Below are 19,446 nucleotides of genomic sequence, written 5' to 3'. Positions count from 1 at the left end.
TTGGGGCACGGATGGAATTTGGTCGGAAGGTTATTTTGTTTCTACTGTTGGGATAAATGAAGAGATCATTCGCCGATACATCAAGCTACAGGGCAATCAAGACGGCGGACAAGCTATGCTTGAACTAGGCTAATACCCAGAACGTAAGCTCGCGGGAAGTTTATTATGGCGTCATTCATTATTATCAGTTTGTAAAGTAGACTTTAGATACAATAACATGGGAACTAGAATTAGAGCAAACTCTAAAGGCCTTAACCATATGGGGTGCTGAAATGGATCGAGGTTTGAGTTTGGTAGAAAAAGTCCATGCATGTAAGATAAAGGTAAGAATGTGAACAGGAACCATTGCCAAATTTTTGGATCAAGAGTAGCTAAAGGTAGCAGCCAAATGGCATACCATGGGTTAATCACAGGGCTAAACAACAAGGTGAGAGCAGCAACCCAAGTGGTGGCTCCTGGAGAAGGAAAAAGTTTCTGTTGATATGATTTTACGAGTAAGAAGAGTGCTCCAGATCCAAATAAAAGAAGACCCACGACTTTTGCTGAAGTTTGCCCGATAAGGTTTTTCAGTATGGCATAGAAAGCTGAGTTAAATTCCCAGGATCGAGCAAAAGTAGTAAATGACTGTAGCTTTCCCATGGTATATGAAATGTTTTCATAGCTTAATTCGTGAGGGAGTTGCAATTGATGTATAGTAGGTATGATGAAAGGTAGTCCTGTTAAGATGGCAAGTGCGGGCATGAGAAAAAAATATTTGAAAGGAAGCCTTTTGAAAAAAAATGGCAGCACGAGAATGGCGGAAATTTTGATCGATAAAGCCAAAGCCAGTGCAGTAGCGGCTAGTAGATTTCGTTTGTGTGGAGGGGTTTTTTCTTGCTTGAGTATCCAGATGGCAAGCACAAACCAAAAAGCTCCAATACTTTCAAAGTGAGCATGCCATGCTGCCTCAATAATGAGAAGAGGGCAGCTCGCATAGAGTAACGCTGTTTTATTGCATGAGAGACGTGCTAGAAGCACAATGGTGGCGATATCATGAGCTAGAATGATCAATTTCCATGTGATCAGAGAGCTGGGTAATAAGGCTGAGACCATAAAATAAAGTTGAATCCCAGGGGCGTAAATGGTGGGGAGTTCAGGGTAGTTGATCTGGTCGAGCCAGTTTTCGACTTCAGCTGGCATACCTGTTCCACCAAAATAATTGAAAGGGACATGAACATAAGGTGTGCCTGTCTGTAGTGTCATCCATCCATCCCAGAGGAACCGGAAAACATCGTCATCCCATATAGGCTCTACTGGGAGAAAGCATAAACGTAATAAACATGAGATGAGTATGATTTGCTTAAGAGAAGGTCGAGTGCTAATTAGCCATAATAGACCCCATATAATTGAGCTTGCGGTAAATAAGAATATAAAGATGAGGCATGACCGGTTTGGATGGGAACTGTTAAAAATAATTGATAAAAAAATAAAGAACATGGCTACCACAAGAGATCTCCAATTCAATCGACTGATTATTTCTTTGAAGGCGTGGACCATATAAAGACTTAAGCCTCTTCGTAATTATGACTGATTTGAGTCTTGTCTACTGAAAAATTGTTTGATCAATTTTAGCCGTATTATGTAATAAAAGGATATTATCTAATTTTGCCAAGTTTTAGCGAGTTAATTTGAAAAGATAATTTTTTAAGACGCCATGAGCTGTTTAATTAAAATGAATAGAAAAATTATTTTTTGCTAAAGTTGTTTTTTTTCAGGCCGAAGTGCCTCTTCCATGGAGAAAAAAGCACTGTACCTTGTCATTGTAGTAGGTTTCCTATTATTACCATCGATCGGTATAGGCTCAGGTGGTGCTCCTCCAAGTGGTCCTCCAGGAAAAGGAGAGGATGCCAAGCTTTACCATTTAGGTAAGCAAGTAGTAACGGGCAAAGCGACTTTAGGAGATATTGCAGCAGATAAGTTAGAAAATCAGAGATCCGTGTTAGAGTCTCTTCAAGAAAAACTCCCCAACAAAGCCAAAAATAAAGTCAAGTTGGCTCCATTAGCAGGTAAATTAACTGAAAAGCAACTCGACGGAGTTAAGAAATATTTAATCATTAGATATCGAATTAAATAAAGAAAGGAATTGAATATGTTATTACGACCTATTTTAATTGGACTTGTCATAGCTTTAGGGACGCCACTAAAAGCAGCAAGACCATGGTTGCCTTTTGAAGAGCAGTGGATTGCTAATGTTTCATTTTCCTATACAACATTTGACGAATTCTACCAAGGCACAACAAAAGTTAAATTGGCAGATGAGCAAGAAGAGTTCAGAACTCTTGTGGGAGTAGAGTATGGGTTGAACGATTCAATCGCTTTTGATGTCACACTAGGTTACTCAGTAGCTACTTTTGATCCGAATCCCAATGGAGATCAACATGGTTTAGATGACACGAGGTTAGGTGTCCGGTGGCGTTTTCTTAATGAGGATTATTTTGAGGAAGAGTGGATTCCGACTTTAACAATGCGAGTGGGTGCTATTATTGAGGGAACCTATGAGGTCCAGACTAATGGGGCAACAAATTCGGTGGGAGATGGAGCTTCTGGTGCTGAGGTGGAGTTGGCTTGGGGTAAACGCTTCGACTCCATAGGCTTTGGTTTCTACGGAGCAGCTGGCTTCCGTGCACGTAATGAAAATGTACCTGAGGATTTCCTCTTAAATTTAGGAATTTATAAGAATATCATCGATGAAGTGACTCTAACCTTCTCTTACAGAAGACAGCAATCACTTTCGGGGTTGGATATTGGTGGCCCAGGGTTTACTCCAGATCGTTTCCCAGAGTTGAAGGAAATAAGTGATACTATAAATGGAGGTATCTATTATAATTCACCTCATGGTCATTCTTATGGTTTTACGCTAGGTCATGTGCTTGATGGACGAAATGTGGGAGATAAGTTCATTTTCCAAGTTTCTACTACGTTTAGATTTTGAAATTGAGAAAGTTTAGTCTTTCCCATCAAGGAGTCTTAAGATTCATAATTTGGCCTGATCATCCTACGAATCATGATGAGTGAACTTACCTTCCAATCTGGAGTATAATCGACTTTCAAATATTCAAGATGTTGATTGAGTTTTTAATCTAATTTTTCATACCTATTGCGAGCTTGGCTTTTTGATGGCCATCTCCTGTTTGTATGACTCTAGTTGGCTAGACAAACATCTGTGCCAGAGAAGTTCTTTTCTGGAGGGTCTGGGATAGGATTCAAAATAAACTCTCAAATAGACGCTAGATTGTTATCTCGCTCATAAATTTAAGCTATTATCAGTTACGTTAAAGAATTGCCGCACTTGAGTTACGAAGACTCAGGACATGCTTACAAGCATAGAGGTTAATGCTATGATACATACAAAAGCTTCGCATTGAGTTTTAGTAATCTATTGAACTATGGACGTCGACAGACAAGGAAAGAAATCATGATAAAATCTTTCAGTGAATAAAGAAATTTGCCTTAGGCGATTAGGATTAAGGTCGAATAGATCATGATAAGGATGATTTGGCATGATATTTAGGTTTGTTGCAGATAGCTTTGAAGTTAAAAATCTCCTTAAGAGCTACATAAAGCTTTTAAATTTCTTGGCTATGCCGCTTTCTTTGATGCTTTTGGCCTCTAACGCATTCGCAAATACGGACATAACAGATGTTTACAACTTAGCAAAGAGTATAGAAAACTCTTTGAAATCTGCCAACAATATGGAAGCGAAGTTCTCCAAGCAACCAATCACTCAAATGGCTAAACCGAGAAACGTCTACGAGAAGGCGCTTTCAGTAGTAGAGGAGTTTGGGGCATTATATCCGGGTTCTATAGATATTGTTACGCATAAAAAAATGCAAGGTTTGGAAGTTAGTGATGTTAAAGCCTTGGATATCTACAATGTCCTAAGCCTCATTAAGAACTATTTTGTTTATAAAAAGTTATTTCGAGAGTACAGCGGTAGTGGTGAAGAGAAGACTGCTAGTGACGTCTTTCAAATGTTGAGATCAATTACCCATCATCACGTGGTGATTGCAAAACAAAAAAACATAGAAGTAGATTGGGCGACTCCAAGTAGAGTTTATATTGCAAACGTAACGGAATTAGTTCCTATCTTGTATGCATTAGCTCAAAATGATGGTATTACTTATGAGCGTTATGGTTTTCCGATGAATCCACAACAGGATATAAAACCACGTCATGTTTATGTCCTTTTACAAATGACGTATAATAGAATGTCTGACTACTATCAAGAAACTACAGATTACTTTCCCATTCTCCTAGATGATATTGAGAATCTAGATAGTATTACGCCAGGAGACGTTTTCGATCTAACGAAAATTCTAACTGGAGAATTAAAAGCCCTAAGTGGTTCTATCAATAGTTTTGATATGGAGCTTTCTCTAAGGCATGCAAACTGGAGAAAGGAAAAAAATAGTATAGGACCTGGAGATGTTTACCCTTTGATACAACATGCCTTCAATTTAGTGAAATCTTTGGCTGATGCGGTTGAGAATGTCGATGTCACTTTATCTAAATCAATGACAGATGAAATAACCAAAGTCAGTCAACTATGAAAATAATTCGCTCACTTAATTTAGTTAGTAAGATCGCAGGTCTTGTTGTAGCGGCTTCTATCATTCCTGTAGTGATAGGTCTTTTTGTGACTTTCAATGATCAGATAAGTAAACAGTTAAATAGCTTTTATGAACACTCTAGCCGTAATGGAGTCTTAATAGAAAGTGCACTAAAAAGTAATAAAGAGGGCCTTAAGGCATTCTCAGGAACTCCCCCTGTAGCTGGAATTATGAGGGCTTATGACTATCGAGAAGTAGATCCCTTTGATGGTTCGACTCTTATGCAATGGCAGAGAAGATATGGCAAAGTTGGTTCGGTCTTCTTGGAAAACTATCAAGGCCTAGATAAATTAGATTTTGTTTATCAAGGAAAAGTTTTGGCACAAGTATCGAGAAAGAATGGAGTGGTTACTAATGCCCTTCCGAATGAAATCAAGGCTGGCTTGGCTAATGAAAATGATCCGAACTTATTGAAGAAAGCCTTCGGAGAACTTGCAAAAGATGAGATTCTGTTTGAACCTTATTATGTATGGAACGACGAGCCTAGCTTGCAAATGGCAATCCCAGTTACTGATTATACGAAAATATTGACAGAGCGTGTAGGGGTTATGGTTGTCACTTGTAGCCTACAGCAATTACTTCGATATGCTGAAAATAAAGCGAATGCTATGTGGGAGCGTTTAGGTAATTCCAATAGAAGTTTTCTAAATGCATGGGATGGAGAAAATGGTGAATGGACGGCATTTCTAGATAATGAGTTTCCTGATCAAGTCTGGCAGCTATTGGATTCTGGTAAAGGTGGGCAAATAAAGGTTGGAAATAACTACTATTTTGTTTCTAGTCCTATCTATCCTAACAATGCCAACAAGAGCCAATATTTATTTTATGTTTCCAAAGTTTCTGGTGCTGGAGTTTTTTTGTCAGCTTTTCAGGAGTCTATGGCTCTCACGATTTTGCTTACAGTGATTGTTCTAGTCACAGCTGGTTTGGGTATTCATTTGACAAAACATGCAGTCAAACCAGTAGCACTAGCAGTGCCGGTGCTGAATGAAAATGATAAGAAACTCAGTCTCGTCGTTGAACAAATACAAAAATCTAGTGTGAGGCTTGCAGATGATGCAAGTTCTCAGGCCGCAGCTTTGGAACAGACTAGTGCTTCTTTGACTCAGATGACTAGCCAGACCAATGAAAATGCTCAAGGAGCTGAATTAACTAAAACTCTAGCAAAGCAAGCCAATGATTATGCTAAAAGGGGGTTAGAGGCTATTACCACTTTAAATGCTAGTGTGGATGAGGTTCGAGCTTCTAATGACGCCATGAATATAGCTATGGATGAAATCAAAAGCTCCAGTGATTCGATTTCCAAGGTGATGCAGGCCATTAATGAAATTGCTTTTCAGACAAATATTTTAGCTCTTAATGCAGCGGTAGAAGCCGCTAGAGCGGGAGATGCAGGACTGGGTTTTGCGGTTGTTGCCGACGAAGTTAGAGGCTTGGCTTTGCGAAGTGCAGATGCCGCTAGAGAAACAAGTCAACTAATTGAAGACTCGATTTTAAAGAGCTCAGAAGGCGTTGAAGCTTGTCGGAAGGTTAATGATAATCTGGAAGGTATAAGTAGTCGAGCCAGTGAAGTTAATAAAAATCTTGATGATATTAGCCATAAAGTCCAAGAAGTAGACGAAGCGGTGGAACAGATAGCGGCTGCCTCTGTTGAGCAAAAGGCCGGAATTGAACAGATTACTAAAGCAGTTGGTGAAATTGATATGCTTACTCAAAATAGTGCTGAAGCAGCTGAGCGAGGAGCGGCGCAAAGCAATGAGCTTATCGAACAGGCAGCTGTTTTGAAAGAAACGGTTAATGATCTTAAAATTATTGTTGGGACAAACGAAGCTGCACATAAAGCAAAAGAGACTATTGAAAAATCAAAAAAAGTGGAGTTTCAATCAGAACCTAGATTATTGGAGGAAAGTAGAGATCCAATCACTACTTCTAACAGAGGCTTAGCCTCTTCTAGCTTTGCTTTAGATGATAGTTTTAACTAAAAAGTATTGAATAGAATCTTATGAAGATGATGCGAATAGTATTAGCCTTACTGGTAATTTGTATTTCAATGCCCCTGCTACAAGCAGATACATGGCGAGACACGTATTCTGAGTTGTTACAGAAATATGTTAGCATCAAGGGTGTTGATTATGCAGCTTGGAAGAATAATGAATCTGATCTTAAATCGTTGGACTACGTGATTGATTTTATTTCCAAAAATAATCCAATCCCTAGCACTAAAGAAGCAAAGCTTTCCTATTATATGAACGCCTATAACGCCTGGGTAATAAAACACGTTCTTGATAGTTATCCCATTAGGAGTGTTACTGATTTAGGTTTAGGCTTTGAACTATTTTCCGAAGAGCGTATTCAAGTAGGGGGTAAAAAAATGTCGCTTAATCACTTGGAAAAGGAATTACTCATAAATCAACTTGGAGAAGCAAGGGTGCACTTCGGAGTAAATTGCGCTGCCAAGAGTTGTCCGCCCTTAGCTCCTTATGCTTTCACTCAGGAAGAAGTCGAGTCTCAGCTTGAAAAATTATCTTCTGAATTTATTAGTAATAGTGATGTGGGAGTTAAGCTGTCAGGTGATAGTCTAACACTTTCTATGATTTTTAATTGGTATGCTGAGGACTTTAACCCGGAAGGTGTTGTGGCGTTTGTTAATAAATATAGAAATAACAAAATACCCAAAGACGTAAAGCTGTCATATTTTGAGTACGATTGGGCCCTTAATAAATCAAATCAGTAATAGCTTTTTTTAGTCTTAGAGGAGTTGGTTCATGTATGTCATAGTTTTTTCTCATACCAAATTTAACACGGATAGTATTAAATTAGATCTCTTTGGAGGTTTATTTTGTATTTTTCTGAAGGTACGATTTGAGTGTTGAAGCATCACTAGTAGGTAGATTACAGGTGAAGTTTCTGCATACATAGGCTTTGGGTTCTTCGGTTGAGCAAGAGGTCATCAATGCTTGATAAGATTTAGCAATAGTGTGTTTGTCTGTAGTTGAATGGAGTAGCGTTAAGTTGGGGCTATAGCTATTGAAAATGGTTTGCTGTAATTGAGTGGCGTGCCCTTGGTCAGCACCTCTAGAGAGAAAGACTTGAGTCGTTGGCTCAAGAAGACGATAGATGGAGGCAAGCATTTGCGGTGCTCCAGTCGGCGCTTGTTGAATGGCGGGTATGAAAGTCTGAGCTGTCTGTTCTGCTTTAGTTTGAAAGTTAAGATCTCCAGTGATTTCATATAGTCTCATAAGGTTTGAAACGGATACGGAAGAGGGGCTTGGCTCGGCTCCATCATAGTCATCTTTCATGCGAATCAGAATAGAGTTATCACGATCTGAGCAGCTAAAATATCCTAGGTCTTTAGAATCCCAAAAAAGAGTGTCCTGTGTTTCTTGTAAAGTAATGGCCCATTTTAGGTAAGACTCATCCGTGCTGGCCGAATAGAGATCTAATAATCCTTGTATGAGGAATGCATAGTCAGCAGTAAAGCCCATAGCTTTACTAGGTCCTTGACGATAGCTTCTAAATAGGTTGTGTGACTCATTGTCATAGAGGTTTGATTTTATAAATTGAGCAGCGTTTTTAGCTACTTCTAGGTAGTTGATATTTTTTAAGATCTGAGATGCTTGGGCATATGCTGAAATCATGAGACCATTCCATGCCGTGATGATTTTGTCATCTAGGTGAGGATGTGGACGACTCTCCCTATGATTAAAGAGTATCTCTATTGCTTTGTTGATCTGCCTTATTTCCTTTGAGTCTTTGAGTTTAGTTTTGCGTATGAGGGTATTTTTGCCGACAAGCTCACCATGAGGATCACTGCCCGAAGGAGAATTCCCATTTCTTGCGATTCCAAAATGCTCAAAAAATAGCTTAGTAGCTTGTGGGTGTAGTAACTGCTCTAATTCACTTTGCTCCCATACGTAAAAAGCTCCCTCAGTTTTGTAATCAGCGTCATGATTAGGGAGGCTGTCGGCGTCTTCAGCAGAATAAAAGCCTCCGCTCTCATGAGTCATGTCCCTTGTGACATACTTTAAAATATTCTGGACAACCTCAACATACTTTCGTTCTTGAGTTATTTGATAAGCCTCAAGATAAGCAAGGACTAGTTGTGCCTGATCATAAAGCATCTTTTCATAATGAGGCACATGCCAGAACTGGTCTACTGAGTAGCGATGAAATCCTCCACCTATGTGATCATACATGCCTCCATCAGCCATTTTATCTAATGTCTTAAGTGAGATTTGCAAAGCTTCCTTTCCCTGTTTGTCTTCAAAGCCTTTAAAATAGGCAAACCTCATTAGAAAAGAGAGAGAGGATGGTCTAGGAAATTTGGGGGCATGTCCAAAACCTCCTTCCTCAGCATCAAAGCTTGATGCATAAGTCTTGAATGCTTGATTAAATATCTCGGAGTTTAATTTTCCTTGCTCTAGTAGGTCGGCGGATTCGGTGAGTCTCTGGATGATTTGCTCAGACTGGGCTAGTATCTTGTTTTGATCTTGTTGCCAGAGATCATGAATTTTTAAAAGGAGAGATTTGAAGCCTGGCCTACCATAGCGGTCATCTGGTGGGAAATAAGTGCCACCAAAGAATGGCTTTAAATCTGGGGTCAGCCAAACACTCATGGGCCATCCACCAGAGCCGGTCGTTGCCTGAACAAATGTCATGTAGACTTGATCTACATCTGGGCGCACTTCACGGTCTACTTTGATTGAGATAAAGTGCTCATTGAGAACCTTAGCAACCTCTGGACTCTCAAAGGACTCATGCTCCATGACGTGACACCAATGACAAGTAGAGTAGCCAATAGATAGAAAGATTGGCTTGTTCAGCTCTTTGGCTTTTGCAAAAGCTTGATTTCCCCATGGATGCCAATCCACAGGATTATAGGCATGCTGCAATAAATAAGGGGACTTTTCATCGATAAGTCGATTAGGGTTTGGACCAATGTCCTTGGAATGCATTTTATTTGATGGGGGTTTAGAGGAATTCATGCAGCCTACGAGTACTAAGGCAAGTGCGGCACAAAAGCAAATGGGAGAATTTAGGATGCACGTGCTTTCTGGATCTGTAAACTGACTGCAGCATTATAGAGAGTCTAAGGACATCTTTATCTTTAGATAGCTTAACATATATTCATCTGTTTTTAAAAGTGGCGCTTGATACCCAAAGTGAGGTAATGATTCATAAAGGAATCAATGAGCATGTCTGCCTCAAAACCAAAACTAGTTAATTCGCTTTCAAAGATGTTTAAGTCAAACATTGTTAATAATTTATACTCGCTGAATACCGACCAATCATTGCTAACAAAATATTCTAGACCTGCTATTGCTTGCCCACTAATTGTTACTATTGAATCGTTAGGTGCTGTCTCGGCCCCAAATCCGGATACGTATTGATAATCAGTTCCATTTACATAGACAGCCCCGACTCCAACTCCGACGTAAGGACGCCAAGAATTATTTTGTAATAAGAAAAGGGCGTTAGTCATGAAGTGAAAATTCTCTAGTACAATAGTGGTGTCTTCATTAGTGTTAGCAATGTTTCTACCATCTAGGGTTTGATCTGAGTATAAAAACTCGAATTCTAATGCCATACCTGCTCGCCAATTGTTTCTATCTAAGATTTCAATTCCAGTAGACGTGAATCTCCATGAGTAGCCAATTTTTAGGCCAGCTAATGCATCTCCTATTTCTTGATTTTCAAGCTCCGCCTCAATAAATGTGCCTGCGGGAAGTCCGGTATTCTGATCAGCTGCTTCGCCTGAATTGTAAGGCTCAGAAACATCCTGGTAAAAATTAAAGCCGCCTAGAACGCCCACATAGAATCCCTGATTTTGATCAGATCGCAGTTTTGGTGATAACAAGTAGTAAGGATCGCGTTGTTTTTCTATGAGAGATTGGGATGGTTGGACACGTCCTGTATCCTGAACGGGTTCTACAAGTTTATTGTTTTCAATTGCTGGGACCTTCAATGGTCTGGGTTCTGGAGGTAAAGGAGCTAACTCAGACTCTGCTAAGGATAGCGCAGGTAGCAGTGCAATGGGTATGTAAATTGTCAGAAGCTTAGCCATGAGGCGCATATTTTCACGTATTATGATGTAAAAAGACTTGCGTACAAGTTTATTAGTTAATTAGGAATCAACTTTTTGATGACAGGTCTGAGGAATTCATGCAAGCCGTCATTGAATGAAGGCAATAGATCCAAGTGCTAGTTTTCAAGAAGTTGTGTCTATTCATACCAAATAGAAGCTATGGTAAATGTTTTAAGACATCGTTCATTTCTTAGTAGAAGTCACTTATCATCCTTTTAGAGCATCATAGCCGCCTTTAGCTTGACTATTACATAGTAGGGTATACTGCATATTTTCTTGATATCGATAAGCCAAAGCAGCAGAGCTATGTCTCTTTGTTTGAACTCTGTAAGAATACTATCGACTATCCTTGGTTTTCTTTTGGATCTCTCCACTTCCCCAATAGGACTCTGGCACTTTGCAAGTTGCTTTACTAGTGGAGCTTAGCCCTAAATCTTGGTCTACCAGAGCAAATGAATACTGTCTGATTAAAATATTCTTAAGTTCAAAGGTATTTGTTACATGAGGAGCAATACGTGGGAAGTTCTTGGGATAGTGATAGCCTTTGCCTAACGGAAAAACTACCTTGCTCATTACTTTGGGAACGCTGTATGTTTTCTCGCCAATTTTGAAAACAAGCATATCACCACTTATGGAAAGAACTCATAACTGGAGCCCCTTTTTTAAAGCTAGATTTTGGTTTTCGGATAGTGAAATGCTAAAGTCTCTTACAAGTGTTACAGAAATAGGCGGGGCCCTCTTACAGATGCATGAACTTCTAGTGGGTGACCTTTTGATAGAGCTAGTAGAATAACTACCAGAAAATAACACATCGATGTATTTACGTAATTGCCTGCAGAGAATTAGTCAATATTTGAACGACACTTTAATTCTATGCTTATAAAAATTAGAACCTTGCTTTGCTTCATTTTGGGAAATTAATAGCGTAATTAGTCTAGAAAGGGATGATTGAAATATTTGTAAGTCATTGGATATAAAAGAATTGACTAAAGTGGGGTATTTTGGGTAAAAATGTTTAAAAGTGGGTCGATATACCATTTCATGGAAGGCAAAGTACTATCTTCGATGTCCTCTAGAGTTAGGGAGGCATATACGGATACCTTTGAGCACTCAATTGATGCCAAAGGGCGAGTGACTGTGCCCGCAGAGTGGCGAGGTGAAAAGTTTGCCCTACGGTTATGTATTGTGCCTTCTGAGGAGAAGTGTCTAAAAGTCTATTCCGCGGAAGTTATGGCTGAAAAAATGTTGTTGTTACAACAAGCTCCAGTAAACGATCCGCGTCGTAAGATGTTGGAGCGACTGGCTTCGATTACGCAGTCTGTGTCCATTGATGCTCAGGGGCGGGTCATGGTAAAAGACAAACTGCGGGAAATGGCTAGCTTAACAAAAATTGCTCTGTTCAAGGGAGCTTTTGATCATTTTCAGATCTGGGATCCGGGTCGGGCGAAGGAAATCGAAAATCAACAGCTCACTTGGGAACAAGTAGCTCGGGAGGTTGGATTATGACGCTTATCAAAGTAGATAAAATCTCTGAGTTGCGGTTGCGCTGTGGATCAGTGCGAGTGAGTAGTCGAGAAAAGATTCATCAGCGACGCTTGCGTGGAAGAGTGAATATGTTTTGGGATTTATTACAGGAGGACGAGTTTCACAAAAAGGTAAGCGAGAATAAGCAGTGTGGTTGTAAGTAGGGTTTGGAGCTAATGCATATTCCTGTCTTACTCAAAGAGGTAATTGAGGTCCTTCAACCCAGCGCGGGAAAAGTATTTTTAGATGGAACATTTGGTTGCGGAGGTCATACGGAAGCTTTCTTAAAGGCAGGGGCTAAAGTACTGGGGTGCGACCAAGATGCTATAGCGATTGGGTTAGCGGAAGAAAAACAAAAGGCTTGGGGAGAAGACAAACTGAAGGTGCGAAAAATGAATTTTAGAGAGTTGGAAAAGATCAGTAAAAGTGATGGACCTTTTGATGCGGTCTTTGCCGACTTGGGAGTCTCATCGCCTCAATTAGATCACGCCGATAGGGGTTTTAGTTTTATGAATGAGGGGCCTCTAGATATGAGGATGGATAGGTCATTACCGCTAACTGCCAAAGATCTCGTGCTACGAGCGGATGAATCTGATCTCAGTGAGATTATTTTAAAATATGGAGAGGAGCGCAGAGCAAAGCAGGTAGCAAAAGCAATTGTTTCAGCAAGAGAGAAGAACCAATTAGAGACAACAAAAGATTTGGCTCGTTGTGTTGAATCAGTGATTAAGCGAAGAAAGGGACAGAAGATTCATCCTGCTACCAAGGTGTTTCAAGGTCTACGGATTGCAGTAAATGAAGAGTTAGATGCGCTAGGAGAATTTTTAGATTCCGTGCCGAATGCTCTAAAAACGGGTGGGCGACTAGGCGTTATCAGTTTTCATGCTTTAGAAGATAGAATGGTAAAGAGGAAAATGGCGCTTTGGTCAGAGGAGGAAATTAGAGGTGAGAGGGTAGCATTTGGTAAGCCAAATCCTGAATTTTGCATGAAAAAAGTTGGCCGTTGGTTGCCAAATCAAAAAGAGATAGAGAGTAATCCACGTGCTCGAAGTGCACGTTTGAGAGTAGTTGAAAAAATTATATGAGGTCTAAAAATAAGTTAAGAAAGACGAATCAGATTCATACGAAAAAATTAGGACGCTATTTTGCAGTTTGTCTGATTTTGACGTTGTTCGGTTTTGTTTTGGTCTTGTCACAAAACAGAATTGTGAAGCTAGCCAATGATGTAAAAGAACTAGAAGCTGAGCTCGCTACTATTGAAAAAAGAAATGATTCATTGGCTGTGCAAATCCAAAATTGTAAAAGCCCTCAAGCACTTGAAGACAAGGTAGAGTACTTTGGTCTCAAAATGGTCAGTACAGATAGGTTAGAGGTTTACAAAGTCAATCTACTAGGCTCACAAAAACTGCGTCGCAGAAACTACTTTCGTGGCAGAGATATTTACGCAAGAGGTGATGCGAGATGATGAATCAGCTCAAAGGTCGGACATTACTGGTAGCCATGGCCTTTTCTCTTGGCTTCACAGTTATTTCGTGCCGTTTGATCTATCTACAACTGGTTCAGCATCATAAATACAAGGATCTAGCCATTAAAATGCATTATGGTGTGGAGACTATTCCGGCTAAACGTGGTAACATTTTAGATCGAAATGGTCAGGCTTTAGCGCAAACCATAGAGGTTTATGATTTACGGATTGATGGGAAGCTTGTCTTAGAAGATCCAGAGCCTCTAACAAAAGTGGCTAAGATACTTCGGCAAACTTCTGTAGATTTATCTGCGCGTATTAACCCCAATAATCGTTACATTCTCTTGAAGCGTGAGCTGAGTGAACAACAATATGAAGAACTTCTTAGCCTATCATATAAGCCTCTTATTTTTAAAGAGCGTAAAAAACGTATCTATTCTAATGGGTCGCATGGTAGCCATGTGCTTGGTTTTACAAATGTAAAAAGTAGGAGGACAGAACTTACTCAACAAGATATGAATGTTGAGGTAGGTATGTCTGGCGTTGAGTGGGCCATGGAGCGGTACTTAGCAGGCGAGCCAGGAGAAAGACGGATCGTAAAAGATAGAAAGAAGCGAGAAATAGCCGCCTACAGAAAAATCGATAGAGCCCCTAGGAATGGTCAGCATGTCGTTCTAACAATTGATCAGGTAGTTCAACATATAGTTGAAACAGAGGCTGATAAACTCATAGAGAAGCATGCACCAGAAAATCTGCATATCATTGTTGCTGATCCCCAAACAGGTGAGATTCTCGCACTAACTAATCGTCCTACCTTCGATCCCAATAATCGCTCTACCATGTTGCCAGCTAGTTTGCGTAATCCATCGATTATGAATGTTTATGAGCCTGGGTCTACTTTTAAAGTGGTCGCTTTAGCGGCAGCACTTAGTGAGCACATAGTAGGTCTGGATTCCAAAATTTTCTGTGAGAATGGTTTATTTAATTATGAGGGGGTACGGGTTGCAGATTCTCGCGATTACGGAACCATTACCGTGCGCAAAGGTTTAATGAAGTCTAGTAATATAGTCTTTGCTAAATTGGGGCTCGCTTTGGGGCAAGATCGTTTTTATCGGTATATCAGAAATTTGGGGTTCGGAGAGAAAACGCAAACGAAAGGACTAGCTCTGAATGGTGAGGAAAAAGGTATCCTACGTCCTCCCAATTATTGGAGTAAACCTTCTTTGACGAGAATACCTATGGGATATGAAGTTGCGGTCACTAATCTCCAGATGACTATGGCATTTTGTGCATTTGCTAACGGGGGGAGGTTGATGGAACCGCGATTAGTTAAAGCAGTTGTGGACGAGAAAGGTGATATTTCCAAAGAATATCCTTCAAGGCTAGTGAGACAAGTTTTTGCCAGTAGCGTTGCGGAGGAGGTTTTAAAAGGGCTCAGAGATGTCGTAAGCGAAGAGGGAACTGGAAGGGGTGCCGGTCTGGATGATTTGGTAGTTGGGGGTAAGACCGGAACAGCTCAAAAAGTAGTGAATCATACGTATTCAGATTTGCATCATGTTGCTTCATTTATTGGGTATGTGGGAGCAGAAGATAGTAGAGGTAGGGTGACACCTTCTTTTGTTGTTTCAGTAGTTGTGGATGATCCGAAAGGTTCTATGTACTACGGAGGTCAAGTAGCAGTGCCTGCTTTTAAGAGTATTGCTAATCAGATTGCATCTTACATGAATTTACGCCGTGGGGGGATTCAGACAATTGCTAAAGCTGAGGATAGATAGTAATGAGGTTGGATCAGCTACTTGAGAGTGTCCCTGTAATTCAGAGCCGTGGTTCCTTGAATATGGAGGTTAAGGGTTTGGTTTATCGTTCTCAATCTGTCAAGCCTGGAGATGTTTTTTGCACATGGAAAGGTGAGGTTTCTGATGGACACAATTACATTAATGATGCTTATCAGCGCGGCGCGGTAGCGTTTGTAGTGGAAAAGGATGACCCACTTTTTCCAAAGGTTAACATTCAGGTTCATTCAGGGAGAGAGGCTTTAGGTGTCATGGCGAGCAATTTGTATGGAAAGCCTTCTGAATTGCTAAGCGCAATTGGCATCACTGGAACCAATGGGAAAACCTCTACTGCCTATCTTCTGTATCACCTGTTGACCTATATAAATAAGAAATGTGGTTTGCTTGGGACTGTTGAATATCGATTAGGCAATAGAGTTGAAAAAGCGACACGCACAACGCCAGAGGGTTTAGATTTACAAGGCTTTCTAGCAGATATGGTAGTCTCTGGATGTGAGTTCGTCATTATGGAAGTTGCCTCACATGCTTTAGATCAAGGTAGAGTAGCGGGAATCTCTTTTGATTTAGGTGTATTTACTAATCTGACTCGAGACCATTTGGATTATCACAAGACTATGGAACGGTATTTTTCTGCCAAAAGGAAGTTGTTTGAAAATTTGGCGCCTGGTGGAGTTGCTGTGATCAATGGCAATGATTCGTATGGTAAAAAAATTTTAGAATCGCTTCCCGATCATACGAACGTATTTGCTTATGGTCATGGCGTGAGTTGTGACTATCGTGCAAAAAATGTGACCTATACTATTGATGGAACTTCATTTGATCTACTGACAAATAATGGGTTGTATTCTCTGCGAACACCATGGATTGGAGATTACAATTTGTCCAACGCCTTAGCAGCAATAGCCTCGGCTAATATATTAGGTATTGATGAAGAAGTTATAGCGGAGGCTTTACTTGAAGCACCCCAGGTTCCTGGGAGAATGGAGCGTATCAGCCATGCAGGAGCTTTTGAAGTAATCGTTGATTATGCGCATACTGAAGATGCGCTAAGGAAGGCACTACAAGCTTTGAAATCGTTAACAGAAGAGAAGCTGATTGTTGTCGTAGGTTGTGGAGGTGATAGAGACACCACTAAGCGGCCATTGATGGCTTTAGCCGCCTGTGAAGAGGCCGATGAAGTGATTTTTACTTCGGATAACCCTAGAAACGAGAATCCTGCTGATATTCTTAATGATATGGTTATTTCAGTGAGTGGGGATGAGAATTATAATGTGATAGAGGATCGTGAGGAAGCTATTGCCACCTCCATACAAAGGGCTAGAGGAGGAGATGTTATATTAATTGCCGGTAAGGGACATGAAGCAGCTCAGGAGGTACATGGAGAGACTATTGATTTTGATGACCGTGTTGTAGCATTAAAGTATTTAAGAGGTTTCAAGAAATGAAGCCGATGCCCCTAGACCAGATTGCAAAATGGGCGGAAGGCACGCTTGATGGAGGCAGAGGTGATCGTTGCGTGATGCGTGTTTGTTCCGATTCCAGAAAGGTGCAGCCAGGTGATTTATTTGTAGCACTAGAAGGAGATCGGTTTGATGGGCATAAGTTTCTTGATGATATTCTTGAGAAGGGTGCGGTGGCTGCATTGGTGCGTCGACAAGAAAAAAGTAAAGGCGGCAAGCTTTCACTCATCAAAGTAGAAGATACTTTGAAAGGCTTACAAGTCCTAGCGAGTAATTACCGGAAATCTCTGGAAGTCAAAGTGGTGGGTATAACTGGAAGCAATGGTAAAACTAGTGCGAAAGAGTTTATTGCTCAAGTGCTTGGGAAAAAATTTAAAGCAACCAAAACTCAAGGCAATTTGAATAACCATATTGGCCTTCCCTTAACTCTGTTGAGTATGAAGGAATCCGACAAGATGGCAGTGATAGAGATAGGGATGAATCATCGTGGAGAAATAGCGCATCTGGCTAAGTTGGCAAAACCGGACTATGCCGTGGTAACAAGTGTGGGTTGGGCTCATATCGAATTTTTTAAAGACAGGGACGAAATAGCTCAAGAAAAGGGGGACTTAGTTAGAGAAGTCTCTAGGGAGGGGGTATGTATTTTAAATGGTGACGATGAGAGGGTTCGAAAAATGTCTGACTGGACGGCATCTCATTGTGTTTCTGTTGGTAGCACTTTTGGATTGGATTACTACTACGACTCAGTGAATTGGGATGGTGCTTATACAAACTTTACGCTACACACCTCTGACCAGGATTTAGCTCTAAAGATTGGCTATCCTGGTTGGCATATGGTGCAGAATGCCTCTCTAGCTGGAGCTCTGGGCATAGAACTTGGAGTTAGACCAATTGATTTGAAAGCTGGCTTAATGGAAACCGCTATTCCAGGTGGAAGGCTGTTGGTGGAACGCCTGAATGATGGATGGCTTTTAGATGATTCTTATAATGCTAATCCTGACTCAATGATAGCTGCGTTTAGAACACTAAATATGATGAGTGGGGGCGGGCGTCGTGTTGCAATTCTTGGTAGTATGGGAGAGTTGGGGGAGAGAAGTCGAGAATTGCATCAGGCTGTAGGTAAGGTAGCAGAACAAGAGGGTGTAGGTCTTCTGTTGGCTGTAGGGGAGTATGCTTGTGATTTTATGAAAGGAGCAACGGAGGAAGGGTTAAATCTTTCCAGAGCAATAGTCTGTACAAATCATCATGATTTGGTACAAGCATATATGCAGGAGCAACGATCTGATGATGTGGTTCTAGTGAAAGGATCACGTTTATCAAGTATGGAGAAGGTGAGCGAACTTCTTAGAGAGGAAGTTGTCTAGTGCTCTATTACCTAAAAGAGTTCAGTGATCTATTTGGACCTTTCAGGGTCTTTGAGTCAGTAACCTTTCGTGCTATGGGTGCAGCAATCAGTATACTATTAATCAGTTTTTTGCTCGGGCCCTTCTTGATTCGTTTTTTAACTCGCTTGAAATTAGGGCAGCCATTGAGAGGTAAGGAAGAGGTGCATAAATTGGCTGACTTGCATGAGAGCAAGAAAGGAACACCGACCATGGGTGGTGTCATGATCCTCGTTAATTTATTTCTAGCTTGCCTAATGTGGGGGGATATTGGCAATCAATACTTATGGGTGGCATTAGTCCCAACTTTGTTGCTGGGCGGACTAGGCTTTATTGATGATTATGCAAAAATTCGCCAGAAAAAATCTGATGGCTTGAATAGTAGACAAAAGCTTATTGGGCAAATGGTTATTGGTTTAGGTGTGGCTATCTATTTATTGCAACATCCGGAAACGCAAGCTTCTGCAACAAAGCTTCAGATACCCTTTCTAAAGGAAGATATGTTTGTGGTTGAGACGGGTTGGTACTTTGTCGTGCCCTTTTTTGTTCTTATTATTGTTGGGTCCTCTAATGCAGTAAACCTAACAGATGGACTAGATGGATTAGCCGCTGGGTGCGTGATTCCCGTGGTGGGAGTTCTTGCTGTTTTCGCCTACACTTCTAGTAGAACAGATGCATCGGAATATTTATTGCTCACTTATTTACCTGGGGCAGAGGAATTAGTGATTTTTTGCGCCGCATTGGGAGCTTCAGCCTTGGGCTTCCTATGGTACAATTGTCATCCTGCACGCATGTTTATGGGTGATACGGGATCGTTGGCACTTGGTGGAGCTATCGCGGTAGTTTCGATTTGTGTAAATCAAGAGCTTTTACTTGTCATCATAGGGGGAGTTTTTGTTATGGAGGCTGTGTCTGTCATTATGCAGGTGGGGTGCTATAAAATAACAGGTAAGAGAATTTTTGCCATGTCTCCAATCCATCATCACTTTGAGTTAAAAGGGTGGAGAGAAACGACTGTTGTCACACGCTTTTGGATTCTAGGAATTATTTTTGCATTGATGGGATTAGCTTCATTAAAGCTGAGATAG

Annotated in this window: 18 protein-coding genes; 14 read left to right on the top strand and 4 right to left on the bottom strand. The window is 40.7% G+C overall.

Features of this window, described 5'->3' with window-relative positions; all coding sequences use genetic code 11:
- Positions 1-133, top strand: a 133-nt coding sequence (locus AAGA18_02910; protein ID MEM9444280.1) for an IS200/IS605 family transposase, incomplete at its 5' end; no start/stop codon positions are given.
- Positions 134-171: 38 nt separating this feature from the next.
- On the opposite strand, the gene AAGA18_02905 is transcribed toward AAGA18_02910, so the two are convergent.
- Positions 172-1,242 carry a hypothetical protein gene (locus tag AAGA18_02905; protein MEM9444279.1) on the bottom strand — a complete coding sequence of 357 codons (1,071 nt, stop codon included), beginning with the start codon at positions 1,240-1,242 and terminating at the stop codon, positions 172-174.
- A 529-nt stretch (positions 1,243-1,771) separates the two neighbouring features.
- Between AAGA18_02905 and AAGA18_02900 the strand changes: the two genes are divergently transcribed.
- The 5 genes from AAGA18_02900 to AAGA18_02880 all read left to right on the top strand — a co-directional run bounded on the left by AAGA18_02900 (position 1,772) and on the right by AAGA18_02880 (position 7,383).
- On the top strand, positions 1,772-2,113 hold the full coding sequence (locus tag AAGA18_02900) for a hypothetical protein (protein ID MEM9444278.1): 342 nt from the start codon (positions 1,772-1,774) through the stop codon (positions 2,111-2,113).
- A gap of 15 nt (positions 2,114-2,128) precedes the next feature.
- A complete protein-coding gene (locus AAGA18_02895) occupies positions 2,129-2,971 on the top strand; it encodes a hypothetical protein (protein ID MEM9444277.1) in 843 nt (280 codons plus the stop codon).
- A gap of 568 nt (positions 2,972-3,539) precedes the next feature.
- Positions 3,540-4,589: a hypothetical protein gene (locus AAGA18_02890; protein MEM9444276.1), complete on the top strand. Its 1,050-nt coding sequence runs from the start codon at positions 3,540-3,542 to the stop codon at positions 4,587-4,589.
- Entirely contained in the window at positions 4,586-6,631 is a 2,046-nt protein-coding gene (locus tag AAGA18_02885; protein ID MEM9444275.1) for a methyl-accepting chemotaxis protein, read from the top strand. The genes AAGA18_02890 and AAGA18_02885 overlap by 4 nt, the downstream gene beginning before the upstream one ends.
- A 26-nt stretch (positions 6,632-6,657) precedes the next feature.
- A complete protein-coding gene (locus tag AAGA18_02880; GenBank protein MEM9444274.1) occupies positions 6,658-7,383 on the top strand; it encodes a DUF547 domain-containing protein in 726 nt (241 codons plus the stop codon).
- A 100-nt stretch (positions 7,384-7,483) separates the two neighbouring features.
- Here AAGA18_02880 and AAGA18_02875 read toward each other — a convergent pair whose 3' ends face one another.
- The 3 genes from AAGA18_02875 to AAGA18_02865 form a co-directional block, all read right to left on the bottom strand.
- Positions 7,484-9,634 carry a thioredoxin domain-containing protein gene (locus AAGA18_02875; GenBank protein MEM9444273.1) on the bottom strand — a complete coding sequence of 717 codons (2,151 nt, stop codon included), beginning with the start codon at positions 9,632-9,634 and terminating at the stop codon, positions 7,484-7,486.
- Positions 9,635-9,786: 152 nt separating this feature from the next.
- Positions 9,787-10,713 (bottom strand): hypothetical protein, encoded by a 927-nt coding sequence (locus tag AAGA18_02870; protein MEM9444272.1) that lies wholly within the window; start codon positions 10,711-10,713, stop codon positions 9,787-9,789.
- Between the two features lie 357 nt (positions 10,714-11,070).
- Positions 11,071-11,307 (bottom strand): hypothetical protein, encoded by a 237-nt coding sequence (locus tag AAGA18_02865; GenBank protein ID MEM9444271.1) that lies wholly within the window; start codon positions 11,305-11,307, stop codon positions 11,071-11,073.
- A 468-nt stretch (positions 11,308-11,775) separates the two neighbouring features.
- Here AAGA18_02865 and AAGA18_02860 point away from each other — a divergent pair, with 468 nt between their 5' ends.
- From AAGA18_02860 to mraY, 8 genes are all read left to right on the top strand, one after another.
- Complete coding sequence (locus AAGA18_02860; GenBank protein MEM9444270.1) at positions 11,776-12,240, top strand: division/cell wall cluster transcriptional repressor MraZ; 465 nt, start codon at positions 11,776-11,778, stop codon at positions 12,238-12,240.
- Positions 12,237-12,422: a hypothetical protein gene (locus tag AAGA18_02855; GenBank protein MEM9444269.1), complete on the top strand. Its 186-nt coding sequence runs from the start codon at positions 12,237-12,239 to the stop codon at positions 12,420-12,422. The genes AAGA18_02860 and AAGA18_02855 overlap by 4 nt, the downstream gene beginning before the upstream one ends.
- Positions 12,423-12,434: 12 nt before the next feature.
- Complete coding sequence (gene rsmH, locus AAGA18_02850; protein MEM9444268.1) at positions 12,435-13,343, top strand: 16S rRNA (cytosine(1402)-N(4))-methyltransferase RsmH; 909 nt, start codon at positions 12,435-12,437, stop codon at positions 13,341-13,343.
- Positions 13,340-13,723 carry a hypothetical protein gene (locus tag AAGA18_02845; GenBank protein ID MEM9444267.1) on the top strand — a complete coding sequence of 128 codons (384 nt, stop codon included), beginning with the start codon at positions 13,340-13,342 and terminating at the stop codon, positions 13,721-13,723. Before rsmH ends, AAGA18_02845 begins: the two co-directional genes overlap by 4 nt.
- Positions 13,720-15,498: a penicillin-binding protein 2 gene (locus AAGA18_02840; protein ID MEM9444266.1), complete on the top strand. Its 1,779-nt coding sequence runs from the start codon at positions 13,720-13,722 to the stop codon at positions 15,496-15,498. The genes AAGA18_02845 and AAGA18_02840 overlap by 4 nt, the downstream gene beginning before the upstream one ends.
- A 2-nt stretch (positions 15,499-15,500) precedes the next feature.
- Positions 15,501-16,961, top strand: coding sequence for a UDP-N-acetylmuramoyl-L-alanyl-D-glutamate--2,6-diaminopimelate ligase (locus AAGA18_02835; protein ID MEM9444265.1), 1,461 nt, complete (start codon positions 15,501-15,503; stop codon positions 16,959-16,961).
- Positions 16,958-18,340, top strand: coding sequence for a UDP-N-acetylmuramoyl-tripeptide--D-alanyl-D-alanine ligase (gene murF, locus AAGA18_02830; GenBank protein ID MEM9444264.1), 1,383 nt, complete (start codon positions 16,958-16,960; stop codon positions 18,338-18,340). Before AAGA18_02835 ends, murF begins: the two co-directional genes overlap by 4 nt.
- 74 nt (positions 18,341-18,414) lie before the next feature.
- The gene (mraY, locus tag AAGA18_02825; protein MEM9444263.1) at positions 18,415-19,446 is read left to right on the top strand and encodes a phospho-N-acetylmuramoyl-pentapeptide-transferase; all 1,032 of its coding nucleotides are present in this window, start codon (positions 18,415-18,417) and stop codon (positions 19,444-19,446) included.

The sequence above is a fragment of the Verrucomicrobiota bacterium genome, from assembly GCA_039192515.1.
Lineage (GTDB): Bacteria > Verrucomicrobiota > Verrucomicrobiia > Methylacidiphilales > JBCCWR01 > JBCCWR01.
Note: the sequence above shows the minus strand (reverse complement) of the source record. Positions and strands in the feature narration are given on the sequence as shown.